Raw genomic sequence first — 24,438 nt, forward strand, 5'->3', positions numbered from 1 at the left:
AAAGCCTGCGGGGGTGCTGACCCCTTTCAGCTCCCGCGGGGGCCGATTTATGCCGCCGGGGTCTTCTCGATCTCCCGCGGCTTCAGGTCCGCGTTCTCCAGGACCTCCCGCAGATGGCGCTCCACCACCGGCAGCACCTCCTCGATCGTGACGTCCCGGCCGAGCTCACCGGCCAGCGAGGCGACGCCCGCGTCCCGGATGCCGCACGGGATGATCCGGTCGAACCACTTGTTGTCCGGGTTCACATTGAGCGCGAAGCCGTGCATCGTGACGCCCTTGGCCACGCGGATGCCGATCGCGGCGATCTTGCGGTCCTCCCGGCGCTGCCCCGCGTTGGACGGCGCGTACTCCGGGCCGTTCATGCGCGGGTCGAACTCCTCGTCGTGCAGCCGGGGGTCGAAGTCCAGCGAAAGACCGCCGAGCGCGGGACGCCGCTCGACCGGGTCGCCCAGGACCCACACGCCGCTGCGGCCCTCGACCCGGCTCGTCTCCAGGCCGAACTCCGCGCAGGCGCGGATCAGGGCCTCCTCCAGGCGGCGCACGTGCGCCACGACGTCCACCGGGCGGGGGAGCTTCTGGATGGGGTAGCCCACCAGCTGGCCGGGGCCGTGCCAGGTGATCTTGCCGCCGCGGTCCACGTCGATGACGGGCGTGCCGTCGAGGGGGCGCTCGTTGTCCGCGGTGCGGCGCCCGGCCGTGTAGACCGGGGGATGCTCCAGGAGCAGCACGGTGTCCGGGATCTCGTCGGCGAACCGCGCCGCGTGCACCCGGCGCTGCTCGTCCCACGCCGCCTGGTACTCGACGGCCTCGTCACCGAACCCCATGCGGACGAACCGCAACTCACTCACGGCAAGCGCCTCCCTCGGACGGGTGTATCAGGCACGTAGCGCGCCCAAGCCACTGTACGTCCGGCCCGGACACGTCAGTCCCGGGGCCAATCCTCACACGATCGGATGAATGTCCGCGAAAATGTGTGATGGCGTGCTTACTCTCCGCTACATTCGCGCCGTCCAGCAAGCCAAAAGGCCTGCTCACAGGCAATCCGGCACATCACCAACACCGGAAGGCAGGAGACCGCACCGCACCATGACGGAACGACCCGCGCAGCGCACCCCCAACCGACAGCTCGCCGCGCTCATCGCAGAAGCGGGGTTCTCCAACGCGGGACTCGCCCGTCGCGTGGACCAGCTCGGTCTCGAACACGGGCTCGACCTGAGATACGACAAGACATCCGTCACCCGGTGGCTGCGCGGTCAGCAGCCCAGGGGCACCACGCCCGCCCTGATCGCCGAGGTCTTCACCCGGCGCCTGGGCCGTCGCCTCACCGCCCAGGACCTCGGCCTGGACGCCTGCGCCCCCGTCTACGCGGGGCTGGAGTTCGCCGCCGCCCCCGAGGAGGCCGTCGACATCGTCAGCGGGCTGTGGCGCAAGGACTCCGGCAGCCATGCCGAGCTCCGCAAGATCGCCTTCACCCCGGCCGGGCTCGTCGTGCCCAGCCGGGACTGGCTCATCGGCCGGGCCGACGAGAAGGTCGCCCGCGGCGAACCGGCCCCCGCCCGCCTTCCCGCCCAGGGCCGCCCCGCCCTGCGCCCCCCGGGCACGGCCGAGCCGGGCGTGCCGACCCTGCCCCGCCAGCGCGGCCAGGCCGAACGCGGACCCGGCCAGAAGGTCACCGCCGGTGATATCGCCGCCCTGCGCTCGGTCGCCGAGTTGTTCCGCACCCTCGACGACGCCTACGGCGGCGGCCACGCCCGCCAGGCCCTCGTGCGCTACCTGGAGCACGAGTGCGAGCCCATGCTGCGCGGCACCTACGGCGAGCAGACCGGCCGCCGGCTGTTCGCGGCCGCCGCCGACCTGACCCGGCTCGCGGGCTGGACCTCGTACGACATCGCCGCGCACGGACTCGCCCAGCGCTACTTCGTTCAGGCCCTGCGGCTCGCCCAGGCGGCCGGGGACCGCACGTACGGGGCCTATGTGCTGGTCACCATGAGCCGCCAGGCCGTCTACCTCGGGCACGGGCGGGAGGCCGTCCAGCTCGCCCGGGTGGCCCAGCAGGGCGTCGGCACCTCCGGGCCGCCCGTCGTCCAGGCCCTGCTGCACGCCTCCGAGGCGCGCGGGCACGGGGTGCTCGGCGAGGTCCGGGCCTGCACCGCCGCCCTGGTCCGCGCCGAACGCGCCCTGGAGACGGCCCGGCCCGGCGACGACGTCCCGTACTGGGCACGGTTCTTCGACGAGGCCCAGCTCGCCGACGAGTTCGGCCACTGCCACCGCGACCTTCAGCAGTTCCGTGCCGCCGCCCAGCACGCCGAACGCTCACTCCAGCTGCGCGCCCCCTCCTTCGCCCGCAGCCGCCTCTTCTGCCGCGTCGTCCTCGCCACCGCCCGCCTGGGCCTCGGCGAACTCGACCAGGCCTGCCAACTGGGAGCGGAGGCGGCGGGCCAGGCCGCGGAGATGCGCTCGGTGCGGGCGGTGGAGTACGTGCGGGACTTCGAGCGGCGTCTGGAGCCCTACAAGGACGCGGCTCCGGTGCGGACGTACCGCGACAAGGTGGCGGCCCTTCTCTAGGGGCGCGGGGCTGTTTCGATCTGCGGCTTTGCCGCGTGGGCGCGAGCAGCCCCCACGCGCCCGCACCCGACGCATCACCTACGCGGCCCGCGGCACCGTAGGCAACGGATCGGCGACGTGCATCGACCGCCCCGCCCCCAGGTCCGCCAGGATCGCCGCCGACGCCCGATGCCCCGAGTGCAGAGCACCCTGGACCGTGCTGGTGTCGCGGTGATCCCCGCACACGTACAGCCCGGCGATCAACCGCACCGGCCGCCGCAGATCATGCGGCGGCCGCATCGCCGGCACCGCCTCCACCGTCCGGTGCACGGCCAGCGTCTCCCACCGGGCCGTCGACACCCCGTACAGCCGCGCCAGATGCATCCGCACCGCCGTGTCGACGTCACCCGGCGGCCGCCCCAGCACGGTGGAGGAGACCAGCGCCCGCCCGGCCGGGGCCCGGGTGGGATCGACGTCACTGACCACCGCCGTGTGCGCGACCGGCCCGCCGAGGTCCGCGTCGAGCAGCAGGGACGCCCCCGTAGCCGGAGGTTCGTCCGTGGTGTGGTGCACCACCGTCACCGGGTGGAACTCCGGCACCCGCAACCCGGGCAGCAGTTCGGCGGCGGCCTGGGCGCCCGTCGCCACCAGGACCGCCCGGCACCGGATCTCACCGTGCTCCGCGGTCGTCACCGCTGTCGTCGAGACGGAGGTGACGCGCACGCCGGTACGGACCGTCCCCGGCGGCAGGGTGCGCGCCAGCAGCTCCGGCAGGGCCTCCGCGCCGCCCTCCGGCAGACACAACCGGCCCCGTGCGAAGGCGCGCAGCGCGAGGTCGGCGCACCGGCTGGAGGTCGTCAGGTCCGGGTCGTACAGCAGCGCGGCGAGCAGCGGACGCAGAAAGCCGTCGATCGTACGGGCGGGCAGCCCGCGGGCCGCCAGTGCCTGACCGGCGGGCAACTCCGGGCGGGCCAGCAGCCGTTCGGCCGGTGTGCCCGCCAGCCGGGTCAGGGCGGCACCCAGCCGGGCCTGGTCGACGGCCGTGCCGAGCGGGGCGCCGGAGCGGCTGCGGGGGACGGAGACCTGCCGGCCGGGCACGGCCACCGGCCTCCTGGGCGGCCTCGGCGCGGACGGCGGGCGGGGAGCACTCGCCAGCGCACGTACGGCGTGCAGTGCGCCCCGTGCGCCCCCCGCACCCGGCTGGACGCCCGCGCGGTGGTGGCGTCCGTCGCCGTGCAGCAGGACACCGGGCGCGAAGGGCCGCAGCACCAGCCCGTCGAGACCGGGTGTCTGCCGTAGCTCGGGATACGCCGTGGACAGCAACTGGCCGATCCTGTCGAGCCGGAAGCCGTCGACCTTCTCCGTCGCCATGCGGCCGCCGACCCCGTGGGCGGCCTCCAGGACCATGGTCGTCACTCCTGCGCTGGTCAGCCGGTGCGCGGCCGAGAGTCCGGCGACCCCGGCCCCTACGACGACCACGTCCGCCTGGTACGCGGGCTCAAGCACGTGCCCCTCCTCGAGGTTGCGCGGGCGCTGGAGACGTCATGCCCTCAACAGGCCGCAGGGATACGCGAGTTCTGGTCGAGGGTAGGACCGTGATCGGTCAGGGGGAGTCGCGCATCGGCAGGGCACGGTCGCACGGCGGTCGCATACGGACATCTGGTGGGCATGAAGTGGTCGCAGGGGGCTGGTGTGCGCCCAGGGGAGCTGTCTCGGAACGACCGGTCGGATCCCGGACAGGCGGCCGGAGTGCGTCGCCCGCCCGGCTTCCGGCGAGGCGGCGAGGCCGTCACAGGGCCGCCCGGATCGCCCCCTCGATCTCTGGGAAGGCGAAGCGGAACCCCGACTCCAGCAGGCGGGCCGGCAGCACCCGGGCGCTGCCGAGGACGTCCCCGGCCATGTCGCCGAGCACGGTGCGCAGCACGGCCGCGGGCACCGGGAAAAGGGTCGGGCGGTGCAGCACGCGGCCCATCGCCGCCGTGATCTCACGGTTCGTCACGGGATTGGGAGCGGTGATGTTGAACGGTCCGGACAGACCGTCGGTCTCGATCAGGTGCCGGATCGCGGCGACCTCGTCGTGCAGCGCGATGAACGACCAGTACTGCCGCCCGTCGCCCATCCGCCCGCCGACGCCCGCCCGGAACAGCGGGAACAGCCGCCCCCAGGCGCCGCCCGCACGGGAGACGACCAGCCCGGTCCGGGTGAACACCGTGCGGACACCGGCCTCCTGGGCGGGTGCGGCGGCCCCCTCCCACTCCACGCACAGCTCGGGCAGGAAGCCCACTCCCGCGGGCGCGCTCTCGTCGACTGCCCGCTCGCCGGTCTCGCCGTAGTAGCCGATGGCGCTGCCGTTGACGAAGACCCGCGGACGGTCCTTCGCGTCCAGCGCGGCGACCGCCGCGGCGAGGGCGGCCGTGCCGTTCACCCGGCTGTCGCGGATCCGCCGCTTGTAGGCGTCCGACCAGCGCCGGTCGCCGACGCCGGCCCCCGCCAGGTTGACCACGGCGTGGCAGCCGGCCAGCCCGGCCGCGTCCACCCGCCCGCCCTCGGGATCCCAGCGGATCTCCCCGGCCCCGGGCGTGCCGCGCACCAGGCGGCGCACCTCGTGCCCGTCGGCGGTCAGGGACCGCGCCAGAGCGCCGCCGATCAGGCCGGACGCCCCGGCCACCGCGATTCTTGAACGTTCCATGAACCCATCCTGCCGGGTCGCTCAGTAAACGCCGTGCAAGCGGTAGACGCCGTGCAGGCGGGAAATGCCGTGCAAGCGGTAGACGCCGTGCAAGCGGGAAATGCCTTGCGAGGCCTTGATCCGCCCGTCGTAGGGTGACGCCCATGCCTGAGCACCCCGCACCGCGCATCCGTGTCGCCCGGCCCGAGGACGACGCGGAGCTGGCCCTGCTCGACCGGCTCACCTGGTCGCCCCGGCACGCGGTGACCCCCGAACCGCGGCCGCCCCACCCTCCCTTCTTCAGCGAGCGGCACGCCCCCGAGGACTGCCTGGTCGCCGAGCTCGGCGGGCGCCTCGCGGGCTATGTCCAGCTCGGTTTCCCCACCCCGCTCGACTCCAACCGGCATGTGCGCCAGATCCAGGGCCTCGCCGTCGCCGAGGAGGCACGCGGCCGTGGCGCCGGGCGGGCGCTGGTCCGGGCCGCAGTCGACGAGGCCCGCCGACGCGGTGCCCGCCGCATCACCCTGAGGGTTCTCGGCCACAACACAGCGGCCCGGGCGCTCTACGAGGCCGAGGGTTTCGTCGTCGAGGGGGTCTTGCCCGAGGAGTTCCTGGTCGGCGGGGCCTATGTCGACGACGTGTTCATGGGGCGCTCGCTGTGAGCCGGGGCTACGACGCGGCCGGCTCGCCGGTGTCCACCGGGGTCGTCGCCCGCGCGGCGCCGCGCGCGTCGGAGGCGACCTCGTCCGCCGTCAGGACGTAGCCCGTCTCGGCGTCCGAGGTGGAGCGCGCGAAGACCACGCCGAACACCCGGCCGTCCGTGGTGAGCAGCGGGCCGCCGGAGTTGCCGGGGCGGACCGTGGAGCGGATCGAGTAGATCTCGCGGGTGGCCGTCCCGTCGTTGTAGATGTTCTGGCCCGTCGCCCGCACCCGGTTCGCGACCGTCGCCGCCTGGAGGTCCAGGTCGCCGTCCTGCGGATAGCCCGCGACCACCGCGGAGTCGCCGCGCTCGGCGTCGTCGTGGAACCGCAGCACCGGCGCCTTCAGACCCGGCACGTACAGCACGGCCACGTCCTTCTGCGGGTCGAACAGCACCACCCGCGCCTCGTACGTCCGCCCGACCCCGCCGATCTGCACGGTCGGCTCGTCGATGCCGGCCACCACATGGGCGTTGGTCATCACGTGCTCGCGCGCGTACACGAACCCGCTGCCCTCGCGGCCCTGGGTGCCGGTGACGCCCTCGACCTTCACCGTGCTCCGCTTGGCCGCCTCGGTCGCGGCGGCCGTGACACTGTCGCCGGTGGGCCGGGCGACCTCGGCCGTCGACTCGTTCTCGAAGGGGTTGAAGACCTGCGGGAAGCCCGCCTGCGTCAGCGCGGAGGTGGCGCCCGAGAACCAGGCCGGCGTGGTGTCCGGCATCGTCCGCTGCACCGCGCCCAGCAGCCGCGAGTCCCGGATCGCCGAGGTGACCAACGGCGACGACGACGCGCCGAGGACACTCGCCGCCACCCACGCCACGATCAGCACCGCCACCGCGTTGGCCACGGCCCCGCCGACGCCGTCGGCCACTCGCAGCGGCCCCCGGTCCAGCTCCCGCCGCAGCCGCAGCGCCAGGCGCCCCGCCAGCTCGTGCCCCACCACCGCCGGGAGCAGCACTGTGAACACCGCCGCCACCGTCGCCCGCGTGGTGCCCGGCTCCACCAGGTCCATGACCCACGGCAGGACCCATACGCCGATGACCGCGCCGCCCACGAAGCCCGCCAGCGACACACAGCCGGCCACCAGACCGCGCCGGTACCCGGACGCCGCGTAGGCCAGGACGACCAGCAACAGCAGGATGTCGAGCAGGTCCACGCACGCCGCCTTTCTCTCGGAACCCCTTAATACGCGGGGGGAGGGCCCGGTGATCAGTCACACGCGCACGCGTTGACCGGAATCGGCCGCGGCCGTGCACAGGGAGAAACGTCGCGGACCGTGACGATGGTTCCACCGGGTGGCACATCACACATCGCGGACGGACCGGATCAGGCCGACAGTGGGACCATGCGTGTCTTCCGAAGACGGCGGGGCGCACGCAGGCACTCCGCCGACGGGACACCCGGCATAGCCGGCCTGCCACGCGCGGCCCGGGTACTGCTCGGCTGTCTGCCGGGCGTCGCCGCCGTCGTGGCGCTGTTCCTGTGCGCCCACGGCGTCGAGAACGCCGCGGACACCGGCCCCCGCGCCGCGCCCCGCCCCCCGGCCACCGCCCACACCGCCCCGCGCCCGCCCATCGAGCCGAGAGCGCACTGGCTGGGGGACGCCGCCCGCGCCCAGCCGCGCCCCCGCTACGACGACCGGGTCGCCGCCGTCTTCGTCCACCACACCGACTCGCCCAACGGCTACGACTGCGCCGACGCGCCCCGCATCATCCGGGACCTCTACACCGGCCAGACCGGCACCCGCGATTGGGACGACATCGGCTACAACTTCGTCGTCGACCGCTGCGGCACCATCTACGAGGGTCGCGCCGGGGGCGTGGAACGGGCCGTCACCGGCGCCCACACTCAGGGCTTCAACCACCGCACCGCGGGCATCGCCGCCCTCGGCACCTTCACCGAGGGCATGCCCGTCCCGCAGCCCATGATCCGCTCGATCGCCGCGCTGGCCGCCTGGAAACTGGGCCTGACCGGCACCGACCCGCGCTCCAGCGTCCGCCTGGTCTCCAGCAACGGCCTGAGCCGGTACGCCGCCGGCGCCACCGCCCGGCTGCCCGCCCTGGCCGGACACAACGACGGCTACATGACCAGCTGCCCGGGCGCCGCCCTGCACGCCCGCCTGCCCGAGATCCGGGAGCTCGCGGCCCGGCTCCAGGGCCGGCCGGACGGCCCACAGCAAGGCCACAGCGAACGCGCGGCGTCCTGAGAGCCCGGCCTCCTACGGTCGTCCCCACAGACAGCCGACCGGAGGTGGGGACCATGGACAACGGCCTTACGAAGACCCTGGGGCACGCGGGAAGCACCCGGGAGCCGGGGACCCGGGCAGTGGCCCCGCGCGGCGCCTGGGCGGTGCTGTGCGCGGTCGTGACCGTCGTCCTGGGCCCGGCCGCGGTCACCGCCGCCGCGCTCGACCAGGCCAACGCCGCCCCGCCGCACCACACGGTGCGGGCCGATCAGGCCCAGGCGTACCTCCCGTCCGACGCGAGCCGCCGCCGGGCCGCCTGATCAGCCCCTGAAGCGCTCCCACAGCCGCGGGTAGCGCTCGGCGAGCAGCCCCTCGTTCTCGAAGTCCAGCGGCGTGCCCTCCGGTTCCGGGGGCGCCGGCGCGATCTCCAGGTCGGGCGCGACCACACCGGTGAGCTGTTCGTAGGCCTCGTCCGCCGCGTAGCCGAGCTCCTCGCCGTCGCCGTCGATCTCCTCGTCGAAGTCGTCCAGCAGGTCGGCGAGCGCGTCCGGGTCGTGCACGGCGCCCTCGAACACCTCGCGCCCCTGGCCGATCAGCCAGCACCGGAAGAAGTCGAAGGCGTCGTCGCTCGCCCCGTCGAGCAGCACCCACGCGGCGCCCCACAGGTCCCAGCGGTAGGCGCGGTTGTAGCGCGACTCGAAGTGCCGGGCGAAGTCCAGGACCGAGTCCGGGTCCAGCTGGGCGAGCCGGTCCACGAGCAGGTCGGCCTGCTCCTCGGGGTCGCCCTCGGAGGCCTCCCGGGCGTCGTCCACCAGCTCCCAGAACTCCGTCTCGTCCATCACGGGTCAAGCATCGGCCCTGGCGCACAGGGGCGCACCCGGAGTGCGCGGGATCGTTATGCGCCGCTCTCGGGCCGGTAGAGCCGGGCCAGCCGCTCCGCGTCGGCGGCGAACCGCTCGCGCAGGCTCGGCGGCTCCAGCACCTCCACCTCCGGTCCCAGCGCCGCCAGCTGCGTACGGGCGACCTCCTCGGACTCCACCGGGAGGTCCACCGTGACCCAGCCGTCCTCGTCCGGGTCGTCCGCGTCCGCCAGGGCCTCCCGGGCGGTCAGCGCGTCGAGGGCGTACGGCAGGGCGCGTACGCCGTCGGGGGACAGCCGCACCACGACCCGCGCCCGCAGGATGGACCGGGCGAACTGCTCGGCCCGCTCCTCCCAGAACGCGGGCAGGTCGAAGCCGGGCTCCCGCTCGAAGCGCTCACCGTCCGCGTCCACCGCCGTGAACCGGTCGATCCGGTACACCCGGAAGGACGCGCTCCCGGCGACCCGCGCGCACAGGTACCAGACGCCCGCCTTCAGCACGAGCCCGTACGGCTCCAGCTCCCGGACGACCTCGTCCTCACCGCGCCGGTAGCGGGCGCTGATCCGCCGGTCGTCCCACACCGCGTCGGCGACGGCCGGCAGCAGCTCGGGCGTCCTCGGCTCCCTGAACCAGTTCGGCGCGTCCAGGTGGAACCGCTGGGCGGCCGTCCGAGAGGCGTCCCGCAGGGAGGGCAGCAGCGCCGCCGACACCTTCAGCCGGGCCGCCGAGGCGGCGTCCTCCAGACCCATCTCGCGCAGCGCCCCGGGCACCCCGGACAGGAACAGCGCCTCCGCCTCGCCGCGGTGCAGCCCGGTCAGCCGCGTCCGGTACCCGCCGACCAGCCGGTAGCCACCGGCCCGGCCCCGGTCGGCGTACACCGGCACGCCCGCCTCCGACAGCGCCTGCGCGTCCCGGGTGACCGTCCGTTCCGACACCTCCAGCTCCCGGGCGAGCTCGGCGGCCGTCATGGCGGGCCGGGACTGGAGCAGCAACACCATCTTGATCAGCCGGGCAGCACGCATGGGGCCATCATGGTGGGTGTCCGGGCCCGAGTGTGTTTCAGGGGCGGGGGCGGGTTCTCAGGGGCGCGGGGAACTGCGCGAAGGCCCCCACCGGTCCGCAGCCGACGTACGACCGGGACCGATGGGGGCCGTGGAGACCTACAGGCCGTACTTCTCGCGCGCTTCCTTCACCGCCGTCGCCTTGACCTCGCCGCGCTTGGCCAGCTGGGCCAGCGCCGCGACGACGATCGACTCGGCGTCCACACCGAAGTGGCGGCGGGCCGCCTCACGGGTGTCCGAGAGGCCGAAGCCGTCGGCGCCCAGCGAGGACCAGTCCTGCTCGACCCACTGCGCGATCTGGTCCGGGACCTGGCGCATGTAGTCGGAGACCGCCAGCACCGGGCCCTCGGCGCCCTGAAGCGCCTGCCGCACGAACGGCACCCGCTCCTCGCCGCGCAGCAGCGCCTCGTCCGCCTCCAGGGCGTCCCGGCGCAGCTCGCTCCAGGACGTCGCCGACCACACGTCGGCCGCCACGCCCCACTCCTCGGCCAGCAGCCGCTGCGCCTTGAGCGCCCAGTGGATCGCCGTACCGGAGCCGAGCAGCTGGATCCGCGGGGCGTTGGCCGGGGGCGTGATGCCCGCCGACTCCGCCGTGTTGAAGCGGTACAGGCCCTTGACGATGCCCTCGTCGACCCCGTCCACCGACGGCTTCGCCGGCTGCGGCATCGGCTCGTTGTAGACCGTCAGGTAGTAGAAGACGTTCTGGTCCTCACCCGGGGCCGCCTCGCCGTACATCCGGCGCAGACCGTCCTTGACGATCGTCGCGACCTCGTAGGCGAACGCCGGGTCGTACGACAGCGCCGCCGGGTTGGTCGCCGCGATCACGGGGGAGTGGCCGTCGGCGTGCTGCAGGCCCTCGCCCGTCAGGGTCGTACGGCCGGCCGTGGCGCCGACGAGGAAACCGCGGCCGAGCTGGTCGCCGAGCTGCCACATCTGGTCGGCCGTGCGCTGCCAGCCGAACATCGAGTAGAAGATGTAGAACGGGATCATCGCCTCGCCGTGCGTCGCGTACGACGTCGAAGCGGCGATGAAGTCGGCCATCGAACCGGCCTCGGTGATCCCCTCGTTGAGGATCTGGCCGTTCTTGGCCTCCTTGTAGTACATCAGCTGGTCACGGTCGACCGGCTCGTACGTCTGGCCCTTGGGCGAGTAGATGCCGAGCGACGGGAACAGCGACTCCATGCCGAAGGTGCGCGCCTCGTCCGGGACGATCGGCACCCAGCGCTTGCCCGTCTCCTTGTCGCGGACCAGGTCCTTGACCAGACGGACGAACGCCATGGTGGTGGCCACGTTCTGCGAGCCGGAGCCCTTGTCGAAGGCGGCGAACGCCTTCTGGGCCGGGGCGGGCAGCGGGGCGACCGGGTGGACGCGCCGGGCCGGGGCCGGACCGCCGAGGGCGGCACGCCGCTCCTGGAGGTAGCGGACCTCGGGGGAGTCGGCGCCCGGGTGGCCGTAGGGCACCACGCCGTCGACGAAGTCGCTGTCCTTGATGGGCAGTTCGAGCAGATCGCGCATGTTCTTGAACTCGTCCACCGAGAGCTTCTTCATCTGGTGGTTGGCGTTCTTCGACGCGAAGCCCTCGCCGAGGGTGTGACCCTTGACCGTCTGGGCCAGGATCACGGTCGGCGCGCCCTTGAACTCGACGGCGGCCTTGTACGCGGCGAACACCTTGCGCGCCTCGTGGCCACCGCGCGAGAGGTGGAAGCACTCGAGGATCTTGTCGTCGCTCAGCAGCTTCGCCATCTCCACGAGCGCCGGGTCGCCACCGAAGAAGTCCTGGCGGATGTAGGCGGCGTCGCGGGTCTGGTACGTCTGGATCTGCGCGTCCGGTACCTGGCGCAGGCGGCGTACGAGCGCGCCCGTGGTGTCGAGCCGGAACAGCTCGTCCCAGGCGGTGCCCCAGAGCGTCTTGACGACGTTCCAGCCGGCGCCACGGAACTGGGCCTCCAGCTCCTGCACGATCTTGAAGTTGGCGCGGACCGGGCCGTCGAGGCGCTGCAGGTTGCAGTTGATGACGAACGTGAGGTTGTCCAGCTCCTCACGGGCCGCGAGCGCCAGGGCCGCCGTCGACTCGGGCTCGTCCATCTCGCCGTCGCCGAGGAACGCCCACACGTGCGAACCGGCGGTGTCCTTGATGCCGCGGTTGGCCAGGTAGCGGTTGAAGCGCGCCTGGTAGATCGCGGACAGCGGGCCGAGGCCCATGGAGACCGTCGGGAACTCCCACAGCCAGGGCAGGCGGCGCGGGTGCGGATAGGAGGGCAGGCCGTTGCCGCCCGACTCCCGGCGGAAGTTGTCGAGCTGCTCCTCGTTCAGCCGGCCGTCGAGGAAGGCGCGGGCGTAGATGCCGGGGGAGGCGTGGCCCTGGATGTAGAGCTGGTCGCCGGAGCCGTCGGCCTCCTTCCCCCGGAAGAAGTGGTTGAAGCCGGTCTCGTACAGCCAGGCGGCCGAGGCGAAGGTGGCGATGTGGCCGCCGACGCCGTACTTGCTGCCCCGGGTCACCATGGCGGCCGCGTTCCAGCGGTTCCACGCGGTGATCCGCTGCTCCAGCGCCTCGTCACCGGGCACGGGCGGCTCGGCGGACGTGGGGATGGAGTTGACGTAGTCGGTCTCGAGGAGCTTCGGCAGCGCGATGCCGGCGCCCTCGGCGCGCTCCAGCGTGCGGCGCATCAGGTATGCGGCACGGTGCGGCCCGGCTGCCTTGGTGACCGCGTCCAGGGAGGCCTGCCATTCGGCGGTCTCCTCCGGGTCCCGGTCGGGGAGCTGGTCGAGCTCGCTCGGCTGGATGGCGTTGGGGTCGGTCATGTCGCCGCCTTCCTCAGTCGAAGGGGGTTCCCTCACGTAAGGGGATCGGGGGTGCCCTTTGTCTTTGGCAGGACAGGGCGCGGGGCTTGGGTGCTGTAGCACCGTGCGGCGCTGCCGCGTAGGCCCGTCGGCGACTCTAACTCCCTGATCGATGATCGATCAAAGGGTTGAGGGGCAAAACCTCTTGATCACGAGAAAGTAGGCACGGGGTGCCTCCGGCGGTGGCACGCGGTGACCTAATTCTGGTGGGTTTTCGCAGGTGAGGGGCGTTTGAGCGGGGGAGCGCTCGGGTGTCACGCCCGGGGTGCGCAGCCCAGCACGTGGGCCTTCACCAGCTCGGCGATCCTGGGGTCACGGCGCTGGAAGGCGGCGACGAGCTCCTCGTGCTCCTCGGCGTACGACTGCTGCTGCGTGCCCAGCCAGCGGATGGACAGGGCCGTGAACACCTCGATGCCGAGGCCTTCCCAGGTGTGCAGCAGGACGGAGTTGCCGGCGGCGCGGACCAGTTCGCGGTGGAAGGCGACCGTGTGACGGACCTGGGCGGTGCCGTCCGAGACGCGGTCGGCCTCGTACAGGGCGCTGACGTGGGGTTCGAGCGCCGAGCAGTCCGTCGCCAGGCCCGGCGCGGCCAGCTCCGCCGCGATGGCCTCCAGACCGGCCCGGACGGGGTAGCTCTCCTCCAGGTCGGCGGCGGTCAGGTTCCGTACGCGCACGCCCTTGTTCGGCGCGGACTCGATCAGACGCAGCGACTCCAGCTCGCGCAGGGCCTCGCGGACCGGCGTCTGGCTGACCTCCAGCTCGGTGGCGATCCGGCGCTCGACGATCCGCTCGCCCGGCTGCCAGCGTCCGCTGATGATCCCCTCCAGGATGTGCTCGCGGATCTGCTCGCGGAGCGAGTGGATGACGGGCGCGGTCATGAGGGCTCCTTACGCGGGATCGACGTTTAGACAATACGGCCGGTTCGCTCCGCGGGTGGGGCGGGTGAGGGCGCTTTGGTGCAGGTGAGACGAGACTTACACAAGGGGTGTGGGGCGGTCGTTCGGCTGCCGCGCCGTCGTGGTTGGTCGCGCAGTTCCCCGCGCCCCTTGGGGACGACGGTGCCCCGCTCGGAAGATCCGAACGGGGCACCGTACAGCCGTACCGGCGATGGAGGTCAGAGGCCGAGCTCGACCTCGAACTCGCCTGCCTCCAGGATGGCCTTGACCGCCGTCAGGTAACGGGCCGCGTCGGCGCCGTCCACCAGGCGGTGGTCGTAGGAGAGGGTCAGGTAGGTCATGTCGCGGACGGCGATGACCGTGCCCTCCTCCGTCTCCAGAACGGCGGGACGCTTGACCGTCGCGCCGATGCCGAGGATCGCGACCTGGCCCGGCGGCACGATGATCGTGTCGAAGAGCGCGCCGCGCGACCCGGTGTTGGAGATGGTGAAGGTCGCGCCGGACAGCTCGTCCGGGGTGATCTTGTTGGCGCGGACCTTGCCCGCCAGGTCGGCCGTGGCCTTGGCGATACCGGCGAGGTTGAGGTCACCGGCGTTCTTGATGACCGGAGTCATCAGGCCCTTCTCGGAGTCCACCGCGATACCGACGTTCTCGGTGTCGAAGTAGGTGATGGTCCCCTCGGCCTCGTTGATCTTGGCGTTGATCGGCGCGTGCGCCTTCAGCGCCTGGGCCGCCGCCTTGACGAAGAACGGCATCGGCGAGAGCTTGACGCCCTCACGCGACGCGAACGCGTCCTTGGCACGGGCACGCAGCTTCATCAGGCGCGTGACGTCGACCTCGACGACCGAGGACAGCTGCGCCTGCTCGTGCAGCGCCTTGACCATGTTGTCGCCGATGACCTTGCGGATCCGCGGCATCTTCACGGTCTGGCCGCGCAGCGGCGACGCCTCCAGCACCGGGGCCTTCTTCGCGGCCGACGGGGCGGCAGCGGCGGGGGCCGGGGTGGCGGCGGCGCTCTTCGCGGCCTCGGCGGCGGCGACGACGTCCTGCTTGCGGATACGACCGCCGACGCCGGTGCCCTTGACGGTGGCCAGGTCGACGCCCTGCTCGGCGGCGAGCTTGCGCACCAGCGGGGTGACATAGGCGCCGTCGTCGGCCGGCTTGGCGGCGGCCGGAGCGGCCGGGGCCTGGGCCGGAGCCGGGGCGGGAGCAGGAGCGGCCGGGGCCGGCTCGGGAGCCGGGGTGACCTGCTGCTGCGGGGCCGGGGCCGACGGGGCCTGCGGAGCCGGGGCGGGCTGCGCCGGGGCCGGAGCCGGGGTGGGCTCGGGCTGGGCCGGAGCGGCCGGGGCCTCCTGCGCCGGGGCGGCGGCCGGAGCCGCACCCGCCTCGCCGATGACGGCGAGCTTGGCGCCGACCTCGGCGGTCTCGTCCTCGCCGACCACGATCTCCAGCAGCGTGCCGGAGGTGGGGGCGGGGATCTCGGTGTCGACCTTGTCCGTCGACACCTCCAGCAGCGGCTCGTCGGCCTCGACGCTGTCACCGACCGACTTCAGCCAGCGGGTGACGGTGCCCTCGGTGACGGACTCGCCGAGCGCGGGCAGGACGACGTCCGTGCCCTCGGCGGAGCCGCCGCCGGTGGCGGCGTCGGCACTGGGAGCGGGCGCCGGGGCGGCCTGCTCGGTGGACGGGGCGGCAGCGGCCGGCTCGGGCGCCGGCTCGGCGACCTGCTCCGCGGCCGGGGCCTCGGCGGCGGCCGGCGCGCCGCTGCCGTCGTCGATCAGGGCCAGCTCGGCGCCGACCTCGACCGTCTCGTCCTCTGCGACCTTGATGGAGGCCAGGACACCGGCGGCGGGCGAAGGAATCTCGGTGTCGACCTTGTCGGTCGACACCTCGAGCAGCGGCTCGTCGGCCTCGACGCGCTCGCCCTCGGCCTTCAGCCAGCGGGTGACAGTGCCCTCGGTGACGCTCTCGCCGAGCGCCGGAAGGGTTACGGAAACCGCCATGGTTTCGGTTGCTCCTTACGGAAAGTGCGGAAGTCTGTGTCGTCGCGTGTGTCGACCGAGGGTCAGTCGTGCGCGTGGAGGGGCTTGCCGGCCAGGGCCAGGTGGGCCTCGCCGAGCGCCTCGCTCTGGGTCGGGTGGGCGTGGATGAGCTGCGCGACCTCGGCGGGCAGCGCCTCCCAGTTGTAGATCAGCTGGGCTTCGCCGACCTGCTCGCCCATGCGGTCGCCGACCATGTGGACGCCGACGACGGCACCGTCCTTGACCTGGACGAGCTTGATCTCGCCCGCGGTGCCAAGGATCTTGCTCCTGCCGTTGCCCGCGAGGTTGTACTTGAGAGCGACGACCTTGTCCGCGCCGTAGATCTCCTTGGCCTTGGCCTCGGTGATCCCCACGGAGGCGACCTCCGGGTGGCAGTACGTCACCCGCGGCACACCGTCGTAGTCGATCGGAACGGTCTTCAGACCGGCCAGGCGCTCCGCCACCAGGATGCCCTCGGCGAAGCCGACGTGCGCGAGCTGGAGGGTCGGGACGAGGTCACCGACGGCGGAGACGGTCGGCACGTTCGTGCGCATGTACTCGTCGACCAGGACATAGCCGCGGTCCATGGCGACGCCCTGCTCCTCGTAGCCGAGGCCCTGGGAGACCGGGCCGCGGCCGATGGCCACCAGCAGGATCTCGGCCTCGAACTCCTTGCCGTCGGCGAGGGTGACCTTGACGCCGTCCTGGGTGTACTCGGCCTTCTGGAAGAAGGTGCCCAGGTTGAACTTGATGCCGCGCTTGCGGAACGAGCGCTCCAGCAGCTTGGAGGAGTTCTCGTCCTCGACCGGGACGAGGTGCTTCAGGCCCTCGACGATCGTGACCTCGGTGCCGAAGGACTTCCACGCGGAGGCGAACTCGACGCCGATGACACCGCCGCCCAGGATGATCGCGGACTTCGGCACGCGGTCCAGGACGAGGGCGTGGTCGGAGGAGATGATCCGGTTGCCGTCGATGTCCAGGCCGGGCAGCGACTTCGGCACGGAGCCGGTCGCGAGCAGGATGTGGCGGCCCTCGACGCGGCGGCCGTTCACGTCGACGGAGGTGGGGGAGGACAGCCGGCCCTCACCCTCGATGTACGTCACCTTCCGGGAGGCGACGAGCCCCTGCAGGCCCTTGTACAGACCGGCGATCACGCCGTCCTTGTACTTGTGGACCCCGGCGATGTCGATGCCCTCGAAGGAGGCCTTCACACCGAACTGCTCGCTCTCGCGGGCCTGGTCGGCGATCTCGCCCGCGTGCAGCAGGGCCTTGGTGGGGATGCATCCCCGGTGCAGGCAGGTGCCGCCGACCTTGTCCTTCTCGATCAGGGCGACGTCCAGGCCCAGCTGCGCCCCGCGCAGGGCCGCGGCGTAACCACCGCTGCCACCGCCGAGGATCACTAGGTCGAAAACGGTGCTGGCGTCGTTCGCCACGTCACGTCCTCCATGCATGTGCGCCGTGAGCCGGTCGTCAGTGACCGGCAGGCGGCTGGTGTCCGGCCGCTCGTTCTTCGGCCCTTCGGTGGGGCCCTGTCCTGCCGAGCCCCATCTTCGCACTTGTCGGCACACATGGAGACGCCGGGCTGCGGTGTGAGACGCCACACGTTCAGATGAGAGCGCCCCGAACGCGCGCGGGGCTGTGCTTGATCTGCGGCTCTGCCGCCAAGGGGCGCGGGGAACTGCGCGAACAGCCCCCACGCCCCCGCACTCGCCGCACAACGGGCGAGACCGAGCTACTGGGCGACGATCAGCCCAGATCCCCCGCGGCCGTCAGCTCCGCCAGCCGCACCAGCGTCCGCACGGCCGTCCCCGTACCACCCTTCGGCGTGTACCCGAACGGCCCGCCCTCGTTGAAGGCCGGACCGGCGATGTCCAGGTGCGCCCAGGTGATGCCCTCGCCCACGAACTCGCGCAGGAACAGCCCGGCCACCAGCCCGCCGCCCATCCGCTCACCCATGTTCGCGATGTCGGCCGTGGCCGAGTCCATCCCCTTGCGCAGGTGCTCCGGCAGCGGCATCGGCCACGCCGGCTCCCCGACCTCCTCGGCGGCCTCGACCAGCGCCGCACGGAACGCGTCGTCGTTGCCCATGATCCCGAACGTCCGGTTGCCCAGCGCCAGCACCATCGCCCCGGTCAGCGTCGCCACGTCCACGATCGCGTCCGGCTTCTCCTGCGACGCCGCCCACAGCGCGTCGGCCAGCACCAGCCGGCCCTCCGCGTCGGTGTTGAGCACCTCCACCGTCTTGCCGCTGTACATCCGCAGCACGTCGCCGGGACGGGTCGCGGACCCGGAGGGCATGTTCTCGGCCAGGGCGAGCCAGCCGGTGACGTTGACCTCCAGGCCGAGACGCGCGGCGGCGACGACCGCGGCGAACACCGAGGCCGCACCGGCCATGTCGCACTTCATCGTCTCGTTGTGACCGGCCGGCTTCAGCGAGATGCCGCCCGAGTCGTAGGTGATGCCCTTGCCGACGAAGGCGAGGTGCTTCTTCGCCTTGGAGGAGGTGTACGACAGCTTGACCAGGCGCGGGGTGGCCGAGGAGCCGGAGCCGACGCCGAGGATGCCGCCGTAGCCGCCCTTGGTCAGGGCCTTGTCGTCGAGCACCTGGATCTTGATGCCGTGTTCCTTGGCCGCGGCCTGGGCGATCGCGGCGAACGACTCGGGGTTCAGGTCGTTCGGAGGGGTGTTGACCAGGTCGCGGGAGCGGTTGAGCTCCTCGGACACGGCGACGGCACGCTCGACGGCGGCCTTGTACGCCTTGTCGCGCGGCTTGCCGCCGAGCAGGACGACCTCGGCGAGGGGCGCCTTGCCGTTCTTCGCCTTGGCGTCCTTGCCGTTGTCCTTGTAGGCGTCGAAGGAGTACGCCCCGAGCAGTGCGCCCTCCCCGATCGCACCGGCGTCGGCGGCGTCGCCAAGCGGCAGCGCGAAGGCGGCCTTCTTCGATCCGGCCAGGGCACGGGCGGCGACACCGGCGGCCTTGCGCAGCGCCTCGGTGCCGTACTCGGTGTCCTTCTCGGGCACCGCGCCCAGTCCGACCGCCAGGACGAGCGGTGTCTTGAAGCCGGACGGCGCCGGCAGCTTCGTCACCTCGCCCTCGCCGCCGGAGGCGCCGAGAGTCTCCAGGACGCCGGCGAGCCTGCCGTCGTACGCCTTGTCCACGGCCTCGGCGCCCGGTGCGACGACCGGTCCCTTGGCACCCTTGGCGACACCGATGACGATCGCGTCGGCCCGCAGGCCGGGCGCCGCCGAGGTGCTGAGAGTGAGAGCAGTCACGGTGGTGAAATCTCGCTTCCGATGTGAAGTTGCAGTGGTCGAACGGTGTGGGTCGACCGGGCCCGAAAGCCGACCCTAAGGGCCGGGCGGCAATCTCCCGTCGTCCGCCCGAAGGGCGGGCCCGGCGGGAGATTGCCGACCGACCCTAATCCGACCTCAGGGTCCGGTTACCACGGGGCCTTCCCAGGTGCGGCGAACACTCGACGACGAGACTACGCGCGTGGCCCCGTTCGCTCATTCCTGCGGGCGTTCACCGGTCGGTGGCGTAGTGGCCAATTCCTGACGCCTCACACCGGTGAGCCGGGTCACACTCGTCGCGATCCGGTGATCATCTTCGGGGTACGCCGCCCCACACCCTGGAGAACGCCCCGTGAGACGCCCGTCCCTGCTCGTCACCGTGCTCGTCCTGCTCCTCGCGGGCTGCGTCCAGGCCCCCGACGACAAGCCCGGCCCCCGCTGGCGGCCCCGCCCCGGTACCGCCTGGCAGTGGCAGCTCAGCGGACGCCTGGACACCTCCGTCGACGTGCCGGTCTACGACATCGACGGCTTCGACCACTCCGAGGACACCGTCACCCGGCTGCACCGCGACGGCCGCAAGGTCATCTGCTACCTCTCCACCGGCGCCTGGGAGGAGTTCCGCCCGGACGCCGGCGACTTCCCGAAGGGCGTCCTCGGCCGCGGCAACGGCTGGAAGGGCGAGCGCTGGCTCGACATCCGCCGTACCGACGTCCTGGAGCCGCTCATGGCGGCCCGCATCGACATGTGCCGCGACAAGGGCTTCGACGCGGTGGAGCCCGACAACATGGACGGCTACCGCAACGACACGGGCTTCGAGCTCACGGCCACCGACCAGCTGCGCTACAACCGCCTCGTCGCCCGGCTGGCCCACGACCGGGGCCTGGCCGTCGGCCTGAAGAACGACCTGGACCAGATCCCGGAACTGGTCGGGGACTTCGACTTCGCGGTCAACGAACAGTGCGCCCAGTACGGCGAATGCGCGGCCCTGAAGCCGTTCGTCGCCGTCGGCAAGGCCGTCTTCCACGTCGAGTACGAGCTCCCCACCGCCCGCTTCTGCGCCGACTCGCGGCGCCTGAAGCTCAGTTCACTGCTCAAGAAGTACGAACTAGGGGCGTGGCGACGGGCCTGCTGAGCCCGAAGCCGGTGACCGCGGTGCCCGCGACCCGGTCGGCGAGGGACCGGCGGCCGGGGGAGAGTACGGGCAGCGCGTTCAGCAGGAACAGCACCACGGCGACCGCCCACACCAGCACCGACAGCACCAGCTGACCCTCCACCAGCAGCACGCAGGCGACGGCGTACACGGCGACGTCCGTCACGGTGGTGACCGCGGCCCGCCGGGCGGCCCTGACCCTGCCGGGGAGGTGCGGGGCGACCTTCAGCCCGGTCAGGGCCTTGCCGAGGGTGCGCCCGGCCAGGGCCAGGCAGGCCCACTGGTAGAGGAACACCGTCAGCACCAGCAGCCCGAAGGCCTGCTCGACGTACAGCACCGACTTGTCCCACAGGGAGAGGCCCAGGTCCTGGGAGGCGTCGAGCACGTCACCGCGCGAGGTCAGCAGGTCCCAGCCGCCGCGGGTGGCCAGTTCGGGCACGTCCGTGACGAGCGCGGAGACCCGGTGGAAGGTGAGTACGGCGAGCGCCGAGGCCAGCGCCACGACCAGCGTGAAATCGACGAGCCAGGCCAGCACCCGGCGCAGCTTCGGCATGAACGTCCCCCGATCGATGGTGTGTCGCGGCAGGAAGCTAGCGGCTGGGCGCTCCGGGCAGGAGGGGCACGCGGAGATCGTTTCAGCCTGGTGACAGAAGGAGGTCCGGTCCGGCGACGGACGCGTTCTCAGCCCAGTGAGACAACGACCAGTGCCGTGGTCGCCGCCGTCTCCGCCAGAGCGCCGAAGACGTCACCCGTGATGCCGCCGAAGCGCCGGGTGCAGTGCCGCAGCAGGGCTTCGGCGGCGGCCAGGGAGAGGACGACCGCGAGTACGGCCCGGATCGTGTCGTACGGCCCGAAGAGGGCACCCACCGCCGCGGCGGCCCCGATGACGGCCACGACGGCCACCGCGGCCCCCCGCACCGGCACCACACCCGCGACCGCCGCCCCCAGCCCCTCCGGCCGCGCCGCCGGTACCCCGGCCCGGGCCGCCAGGGTCAGGGCCAGCCGCGCGACGGTCGCCGAGACGACGGCGGCGCACGCGCCCGCGCCCGGGGAGGCGTCGTAGGCCTGGGCGAGCGCGGCGGCCTGCGCGAGCAGGACGAGGACGAGGGTGATGACCCCGAACGGCCCGATGTCCGACTGCTTCATGATCCGCAGCGCGTCCTCGGCGGGCTTGCCGCTGCCCAGCCCGTCGGCGGTGTCCGCGAGCCCGTCGAGATGCAGTCCCCGGGTGAGGACGGCCGGTACGGCGACGGTCGCCACGGCGGCGAGCGGGGCGCCCGCGCCGAGGAGCAGCAGCACAAGCCCGAGCCCGGCGGCGGCGGTGCCGACCGCGAGACCGGCCAGCGGCGCGCACAGCATGCCGCCGCGTGCGGCCTCCCTGTCCCACCGCGTCACCCGGACGGGGATCACCGTGAGGGTGCCGAAGGCGAAGCGGAGGCCGTCGAGGGGCGAAGTGGTGGACACCGGCGCAGGCTACCCGCCGGTCAGGAGAGCCGGAGCGGCAGCCGAGGATAAAGTTCACATATGGGATGGCTGGAGCGGAACATCATCGAACCGGGCAAGCTGCCTCTGCTTCTCGCTCTCGTCGCCTTCGTGCTGACCTTCCTCATCACCCGGCTCATCACCCGCCTCATCCGGGCGGGCAAGGGCCCCTTCGGCAACATCAGCAGCGGCGGCGTCCATGTCCACCACGTGGTCCCCGGGGTCATCCTGACGATCGTCGGGGGCTTCGGAGCGGTCGCCGGGGGCCGGCACGGCTTCGGCGCGTGTCTGGCCGCGGTGGTCTTCGGCATCGGCGCGGGCCTCGTGCTGGACGAGTTCGCCCTGGTCCTGCACCTCGCCGACGTGTACTGGACCCCGGACGGCCGAAAGAGCGTGGAGATGGTCGTCCTCACCGCCTCACTGGTCGGCCTGCTGCTGATCGGCTTCTCGCCGCTGGGCGTCGACGACCTCAACGACGACCAGCAGCAGAACCGCGCCGTGGTCCTGGTGAACATCGTGGTGAACTTCGCGTTCGCCCTCATCGCCCTGTTCAAGGGCAAGGTCCGGCTCGCGGTCGTCGGCGTGATCATCCCCTTCGTGGCCCTGGTCGCGGCCGTACGGCTGGCCCGGCCCACCTCCCCGTGGGCCAAACGCTTCTACCGCAACCGGCCCCGCGCCCGGGCCAAGTCCGCCCTGCGCTCCTACCACCACGACCGCCGCTGGGCGACCCCCATGCGCGCCGTTCAGGACTGGATCGGTGGCGCGCCCGACCCCGAACCCGCCCGGTCCCTCGAACGCCGCTGACGCAGCTCGCCCACCGCGCACAGCACCAGCACCGCCACGATCGCCGCGAGGTGCTCCTTGCCCGCGAGGTTCTCCTTGAGCACCACCTCGACCACCATCGCCACGATGACCACCGAGGCCGTGACGTACGCCCGGTAGCGCCACCCCAGGAAGACCGCCAGGCCCACCACGGCCGCCGACGGCCCGGTGTCCACCACCCAGGCGTCCGAGGCGGGCAGACCGAGCGGAGAGTGCGGGCCGAGCCGGATGCCCAGGCGCGCGTACAGCGTGCCCGCGAGCGTCGCGACGTAGGCGACGGCCAGGGTCCGCCACCGGCCCAGGCACAGCTCGGCGATGCCGAACACCAGCAGGATCTGCACCAGCGCGCCCCACACCGGCAGATCCAGCGCGGGCACGAACAGCGACAGCGGCGTGCGCAGCAACGCCAGCCACAGCGGGTCCTCGGCGCGCACGGCGCCGACGTCCTGCACGAACCGGTAACCCCACGACTGGTGGTGCACGACATGCAGCACGGCCGTGAGACACACGGCCGTGACCGCCATCGGCACCGCCCGCCACCGCCGCGCGGCCAGCGGCCCGCGCGCCGCGGCGTACAGCGCACCCCATTCGGCGCGGGCCCAGCGGGCGAGCGTGGTCATCCGGCGGTCGTCCTCGTCGGTGCGTGGATACGTCTGCGGGTGTCTGCGACTCAGTCAAACCGACACCACGTTCCAAGACCGACCGGAACGGGACGACGTTGAGCCAGGCGTGCGTGACCTGGATCTCGGGACCGCTACTGCCCGGCGGCCCCCGGCGCGCCGGCCTCCCCGGACTGCTCGGATCCCTCAGACCCCTCAGGCCGCTCGGACCCCTCAGGCCGCTCGGATCCCTCGGGCTCCTCGGACTCCTTCGGCTTCTCGGGCAGCTCGGCCGCCAGCGCCGCCGCGGCCTGCACGAGCGGCAGGGCCAGCAGACCTCCCGCGCCCTCCCCGACGGTCACCCCGTGGTTCAGCAGCGGCTCCAGGGCCATCCGGTCCAGCGCCTTGGCCTGCCCGGGCTCGCCGCTGTCGTGCGCGGCCAGCCACCAGTCCGGCGCCCGGAACGCGATCCGCTGCGCGACCAGCGCGCACGCGGCCGTCACGACCCCGTCGAGCACCACCGGCAGTTTGCGCACCGCGCTCTGCAGCAGGAAGCCCGTCATCGCGGCGACATCGGCCCCGCCCACCGCGGCCAGCAGCCGCAACTGGTCCCCGAGCACCGGCCGGGCCCGGCGCAGGGCGTCCCGGATCGCCGCGCACTTGCGCATCCACGCCAGGTCGTCGATCGCCAGTCCGCCGCGCCCGGTGACGACCGACGCGTCGACCCCGCACAGCGCCGCGACCAGCACACCCGCCACCGTGGTCCCGCCGACGCTCACATCGCCGAGCACCACCAGGTCCGTACCGGCGTCGGCCTCCTCGTCGGCCACCGCGACACCGGCCCGGAACGCCGCCTCCGCCTCCTGTGCCGTCAGCGCGTCCTCGATGTCGATCCGGCCGCTGCCGCGCCGCACCCGGTGCCGTACGACGTCCTCCGGCAGGCCCTCGGGGTCGCAGTCCAGAGCCATGTCGACGATCCGCACCGGCACGCCCAGCCGCCGCGCCAGCACCGACACCGGCCGGCCGCCCTCCAGTACCTCGCGCACCAACTCCCCGGCGCCGCCCGCCGGCCGGGCCGAGACGCCCAGCTCGGCGATGCCGTGGTCACCGGCGAAGAGCACCACCCGCGGCCGTTCGACCGGCCGGACCGGCACCGCGGACTGCGCCGCCGCCAGCCACTCACCCAGTTCGTCGAGGCGGCCCAGCGATCCGGGGGGCACGATCTGTCGCTCCCGGCGTGCCTCGGCGTCACGGCGGACCCCGCCGTCCGGACGCTCGATCAGATCGGTGAAGTCGTCGAGATTAAGCGAGCTCATTCGC

At 72.8% G+C, this 24,438-nt stretch carries 21 protein-coding genes; 6 read left to right on the forward strand and 15 right to left on the reverse strand.

Annotated features, from left to right (window positions below; translation table 11 throughout):
- Window positions 1-47: 47 nt before the first annotated feature.
- A complete protein-coding gene (gene lipB, locus ACFZDE_RS37400) occupies window positions 48-848 on the reverse strand; it encodes a lipoyl(octanoyl) transferase LipB (RefSeq protein ID WP_390997867.1) in 801 nt (266 codons plus the stop codon).
- A 238-nt stretch (window positions 849-1,086) separates the two neighbouring features.
- On the opposite strand from lipB, the gene ACFZDE_RS37405 reads away from it, so the two are divergent.
- Window positions 1,087-2,565: a regulator gene (locus tag ACFZDE_RS37405; RefSeq protein ID WP_390997870.1), complete on the forward strand. Its 1,479-nt coding sequence runs from the start codon at window positions 1,087-1,089 to the stop codon at window positions 2,563-2,565.
- Window positions 2,566-2,643: 78 nt separating this feature from the next.
- Here ACFZDE_RS37405 and ACFZDE_RS37410 read toward each other — a convergent pair whose 3' ends face one another.
- Window positions 2,644-4,050: an FAD-dependent oxidoreductase gene (locus ACFZDE_RS37410; protein ID WP_391212474.1), complete on the reverse strand. Its 1,407-nt coding sequence runs from the start codon at window positions 4,048-4,050 to the stop codon at window positions 2,644-2,646.
- 283 nt (window positions 4,051-4,333) lie between these two features.
- A complete protein-coding gene (locus ACFZDE_RS37415) occupies window positions 4,334-5,233 on the reverse strand; it encodes a TIGR01777 family oxidoreductase (RefSeq protein ID WP_391212479.1) in 900 nt (299 codons plus the stop codon).
- Window positions 5,234-5,376: 143 nt separating this feature from the next.
- On the opposite strand from ACFZDE_RS37415, the gene ACFZDE_RS37420 reads away from it, so the two are divergent.
- Window positions 5,377-5,874, forward strand: coding sequence for a GNAT family N-acetyltransferase (locus tag ACFZDE_RS37420; protein WP_391212497.1), 498 nt, complete (start codon window positions 5,377-5,379; stop codon window positions 5,872-5,874).
- A gap of 7 nt (window positions 5,875-5,881) precedes the next feature.
- Here ACFZDE_RS37420 and ACFZDE_RS37425 read toward each other — a convergent pair whose 3' ends face one another.
- Window positions 5,882-7,066 carry a MarP family serine protease gene (locus tag ACFZDE_RS37425; RefSeq protein ID WP_390997879.1) on the reverse strand — a complete coding sequence of 395 codons (1,185 nt, stop codon included), beginning with the start codon at window positions 7,064-7,066 and terminating at the stop codon, window positions 5,882-5,884.
- A 189-nt stretch (window positions 7,067-7,255) separates the two neighbouring features.
- On the opposite strand from ACFZDE_RS37425, the gene ACFZDE_RS37430 reads away from it, so the two are divergent.
- Together ACFZDE_RS37430 and ACFZDE_RS37435 are read left to right on the forward strand one after the other, a co-directional pair.
- A complete protein-coding gene (locus tag ACFZDE_RS37430) occupies window positions 7,256-8,116 on the forward strand; it encodes an N-acetylmuramoyl-L-alanine amidase (protein ID WP_391212511.1) in 861 nt (286 codons plus the stop codon).
- Between the two features lie 53 nt (window positions 8,117-8,169).
- Window positions 8,170-8,415 (forward strand): hypothetical protein, encoded by a 246-nt coding sequence (locus ACFZDE_RS37435; RefSeq protein ID WP_391212516.1) that lies wholly within the window; start codon window positions 8,170-8,172, stop codon window positions 8,413-8,415.
- On the opposite strand, the gene ACFZDE_RS37440 is transcribed toward ACFZDE_RS37435, so the two are convergent.
- From ACFZDE_RS37440 to ACFZDE_RS37470, 7 genes are all read right to left on the reverse strand, one after another.
- On the reverse strand, window positions 8,416-8,934 hold the full coding sequence (locus tag ACFZDE_RS37440; RefSeq protein ID WP_298565787.1) for a DUF4240 domain-containing protein: 519 nt from the start codon (window positions 8,932-8,934) through the stop codon (window positions 8,416-8,418).
- A gap of 56 nt (window positions 8,935-8,990) precedes the next feature.
- Window positions 8,991-9,977: a WYL domain-containing protein gene (locus tag ACFZDE_RS37445; RefSeq protein WP_391212522.1), complete on the reverse strand. Its 987-nt coding sequence runs from the start codon at window positions 9,975-9,977 to the stop codon at window positions 8,991-8,993.
- Window positions 9,978-10,115: 138 nt separating this feature from the next.
- On the reverse strand, window positions 10,116-12,818 hold the full coding sequence (aceE, locus tag ACFZDE_RS37450) for a pyruvate dehydrogenase (acetyl-transferring), homodimeric type (protein ID WP_390997890.1): 2,703 nt from the start codon (window positions 12,816-12,818) through the stop codon (window positions 10,116-10,118).
- 293 nt (window positions 12,819-13,111) lie between these two features.
- Window positions 13,112-13,735 (reverse strand): FCD domain-containing protein, encoded by a 624-nt coding sequence (locus tag ACFZDE_RS37455; RefSeq protein ID WP_391212531.1) that lies wholly within the window; start codon window positions 13,733-13,735, stop codon window positions 13,112-13,114.
- Window positions 13,736-13,971: 236 nt separating this feature from the next.
- A complete protein-coding gene (sucB, locus tag ACFZDE_RS37460; RefSeq protein ID WP_390997896.1) occupies window positions 13,972-15,756 on the reverse strand; it encodes a 2-oxoglutarate dehydrogenase, E2 component, dihydrolipoamide succinyltransferase in 1,785 nt (594 codons plus the stop codon).
- Window positions 15,757-15,818: 62 nt separating this feature from the next.
- The gene (lpdA, locus tag ACFZDE_RS37465) at window positions 15,819-17,207 is read right to left on the reverse strand and encodes a dihydrolipoyl dehydrogenase (protein ID WP_266462833.1); all 1,389 of its coding nucleotides are present in this window, start codon (window positions 17,205-17,207) and stop codon (window positions 15,819-15,821) included.
- 313 nt (window positions 17,208-17,520) lie between these two features.
- Window positions 17,521-19,047, reverse strand: coding sequence for a leucyl aminopeptidase (locus ACFZDE_RS37470; protein WP_390997900.1), 1,527 nt, complete (start codon window positions 19,045-19,047; stop codon window positions 17,521-17,523).
- 370 nt (window positions 19,048-19,417) lie between these two features.
- Between ACFZDE_RS37470 and ACFZDE_RS37475 the strand changes: the two genes are divergently transcribed.
- Window positions 19,418-20,197 carry an endo alpha-1,4 polygalactosaminidase gene (locus ACFZDE_RS37475; protein WP_391212557.1) on the forward strand — a complete coding sequence of 260 codons (780 nt, stop codon included), beginning with the start codon at window positions 19,418-19,420 and terminating at the stop codon, window positions 20,195-20,197.
- Here the strand turns inward: ACFZDE_RS37475 and ACFZDE_RS37480 are convergent.
- Complete coding sequence (locus ACFZDE_RS37480) at window positions 20,157-20,768, reverse strand: RDD family protein (protein ID WP_391212564.1); 612 nt, start codon at window positions 20,766-20,768, stop codon at window positions 20,157-20,159. The two genes, ACFZDE_RS37475 and ACFZDE_RS37480, sit on opposite strands and share 41 nt — an antisense overlap.
- Window positions 20,769-20,896: 128 nt before the next feature.
- Window positions 20,897-21,679 carry an adenosylcobinamide-GDP ribazoletransferase gene (locus tag ACFZDE_RS37485; RefSeq protein WP_391212571.1) on the reverse strand — a complete coding sequence of 261 codons (783 nt, stop codon included), beginning with the start codon at window positions 21,677-21,679 and terminating at the stop codon, window positions 20,897-20,899.
- 60 nt (window positions 21,680-21,739) lie between these two features.
- On the opposite strand from ACFZDE_RS37485, the gene ACFZDE_RS37490 reads away from it, so the two are divergent.
- Window positions 21,740-22,501, forward strand: a complete 762-nt coding sequence (locus ACFZDE_RS37490; RefSeq protein ID WP_391212579.1) for a hypothetical protein — start codon at window positions 21,740-21,742, stop codon at window positions 22,499-22,501.
- Here ACFZDE_RS37490 and ACFZDE_RS37495 read toward each other — a convergent pair.
- Complete coding sequence (locus ACFZDE_RS37495) at window positions 22,441-23,139, reverse strand: hypothetical protein (protein ID WP_391212585.1); 699 nt, start codon at window positions 23,137-23,139, stop codon at window positions 22,441-22,443. The genes ACFZDE_RS37490 and ACFZDE_RS37495 overlap by 61 nt on opposite strands.
- Window positions 23,140-23,273: 134 nt before the next feature.
- Window positions 23,274-24,434 (reverse strand): nicotinate-nucleotide--dimethylbenzimidazole phosphoribosyltransferase, encoded by a 1,161-nt coding sequence (gene cobT, locus ACFZDE_RS37500; protein ID WP_391212597.1) that lies wholly within the window; start codon window positions 24,432-24,434, stop codon window positions 23,274-23,276.
- Between the last annotated feature and the right edge of the window lie 4 nt (window positions 24,435-24,438).

This window comes from Streptomyces sp. NPDC007929, assembly GCF_042959065.1.
Lineage (GTDB): Bacteria > Actinomycetota > Actinomycetes > Streptomycetales > Streptomycetaceae > Streptomyces.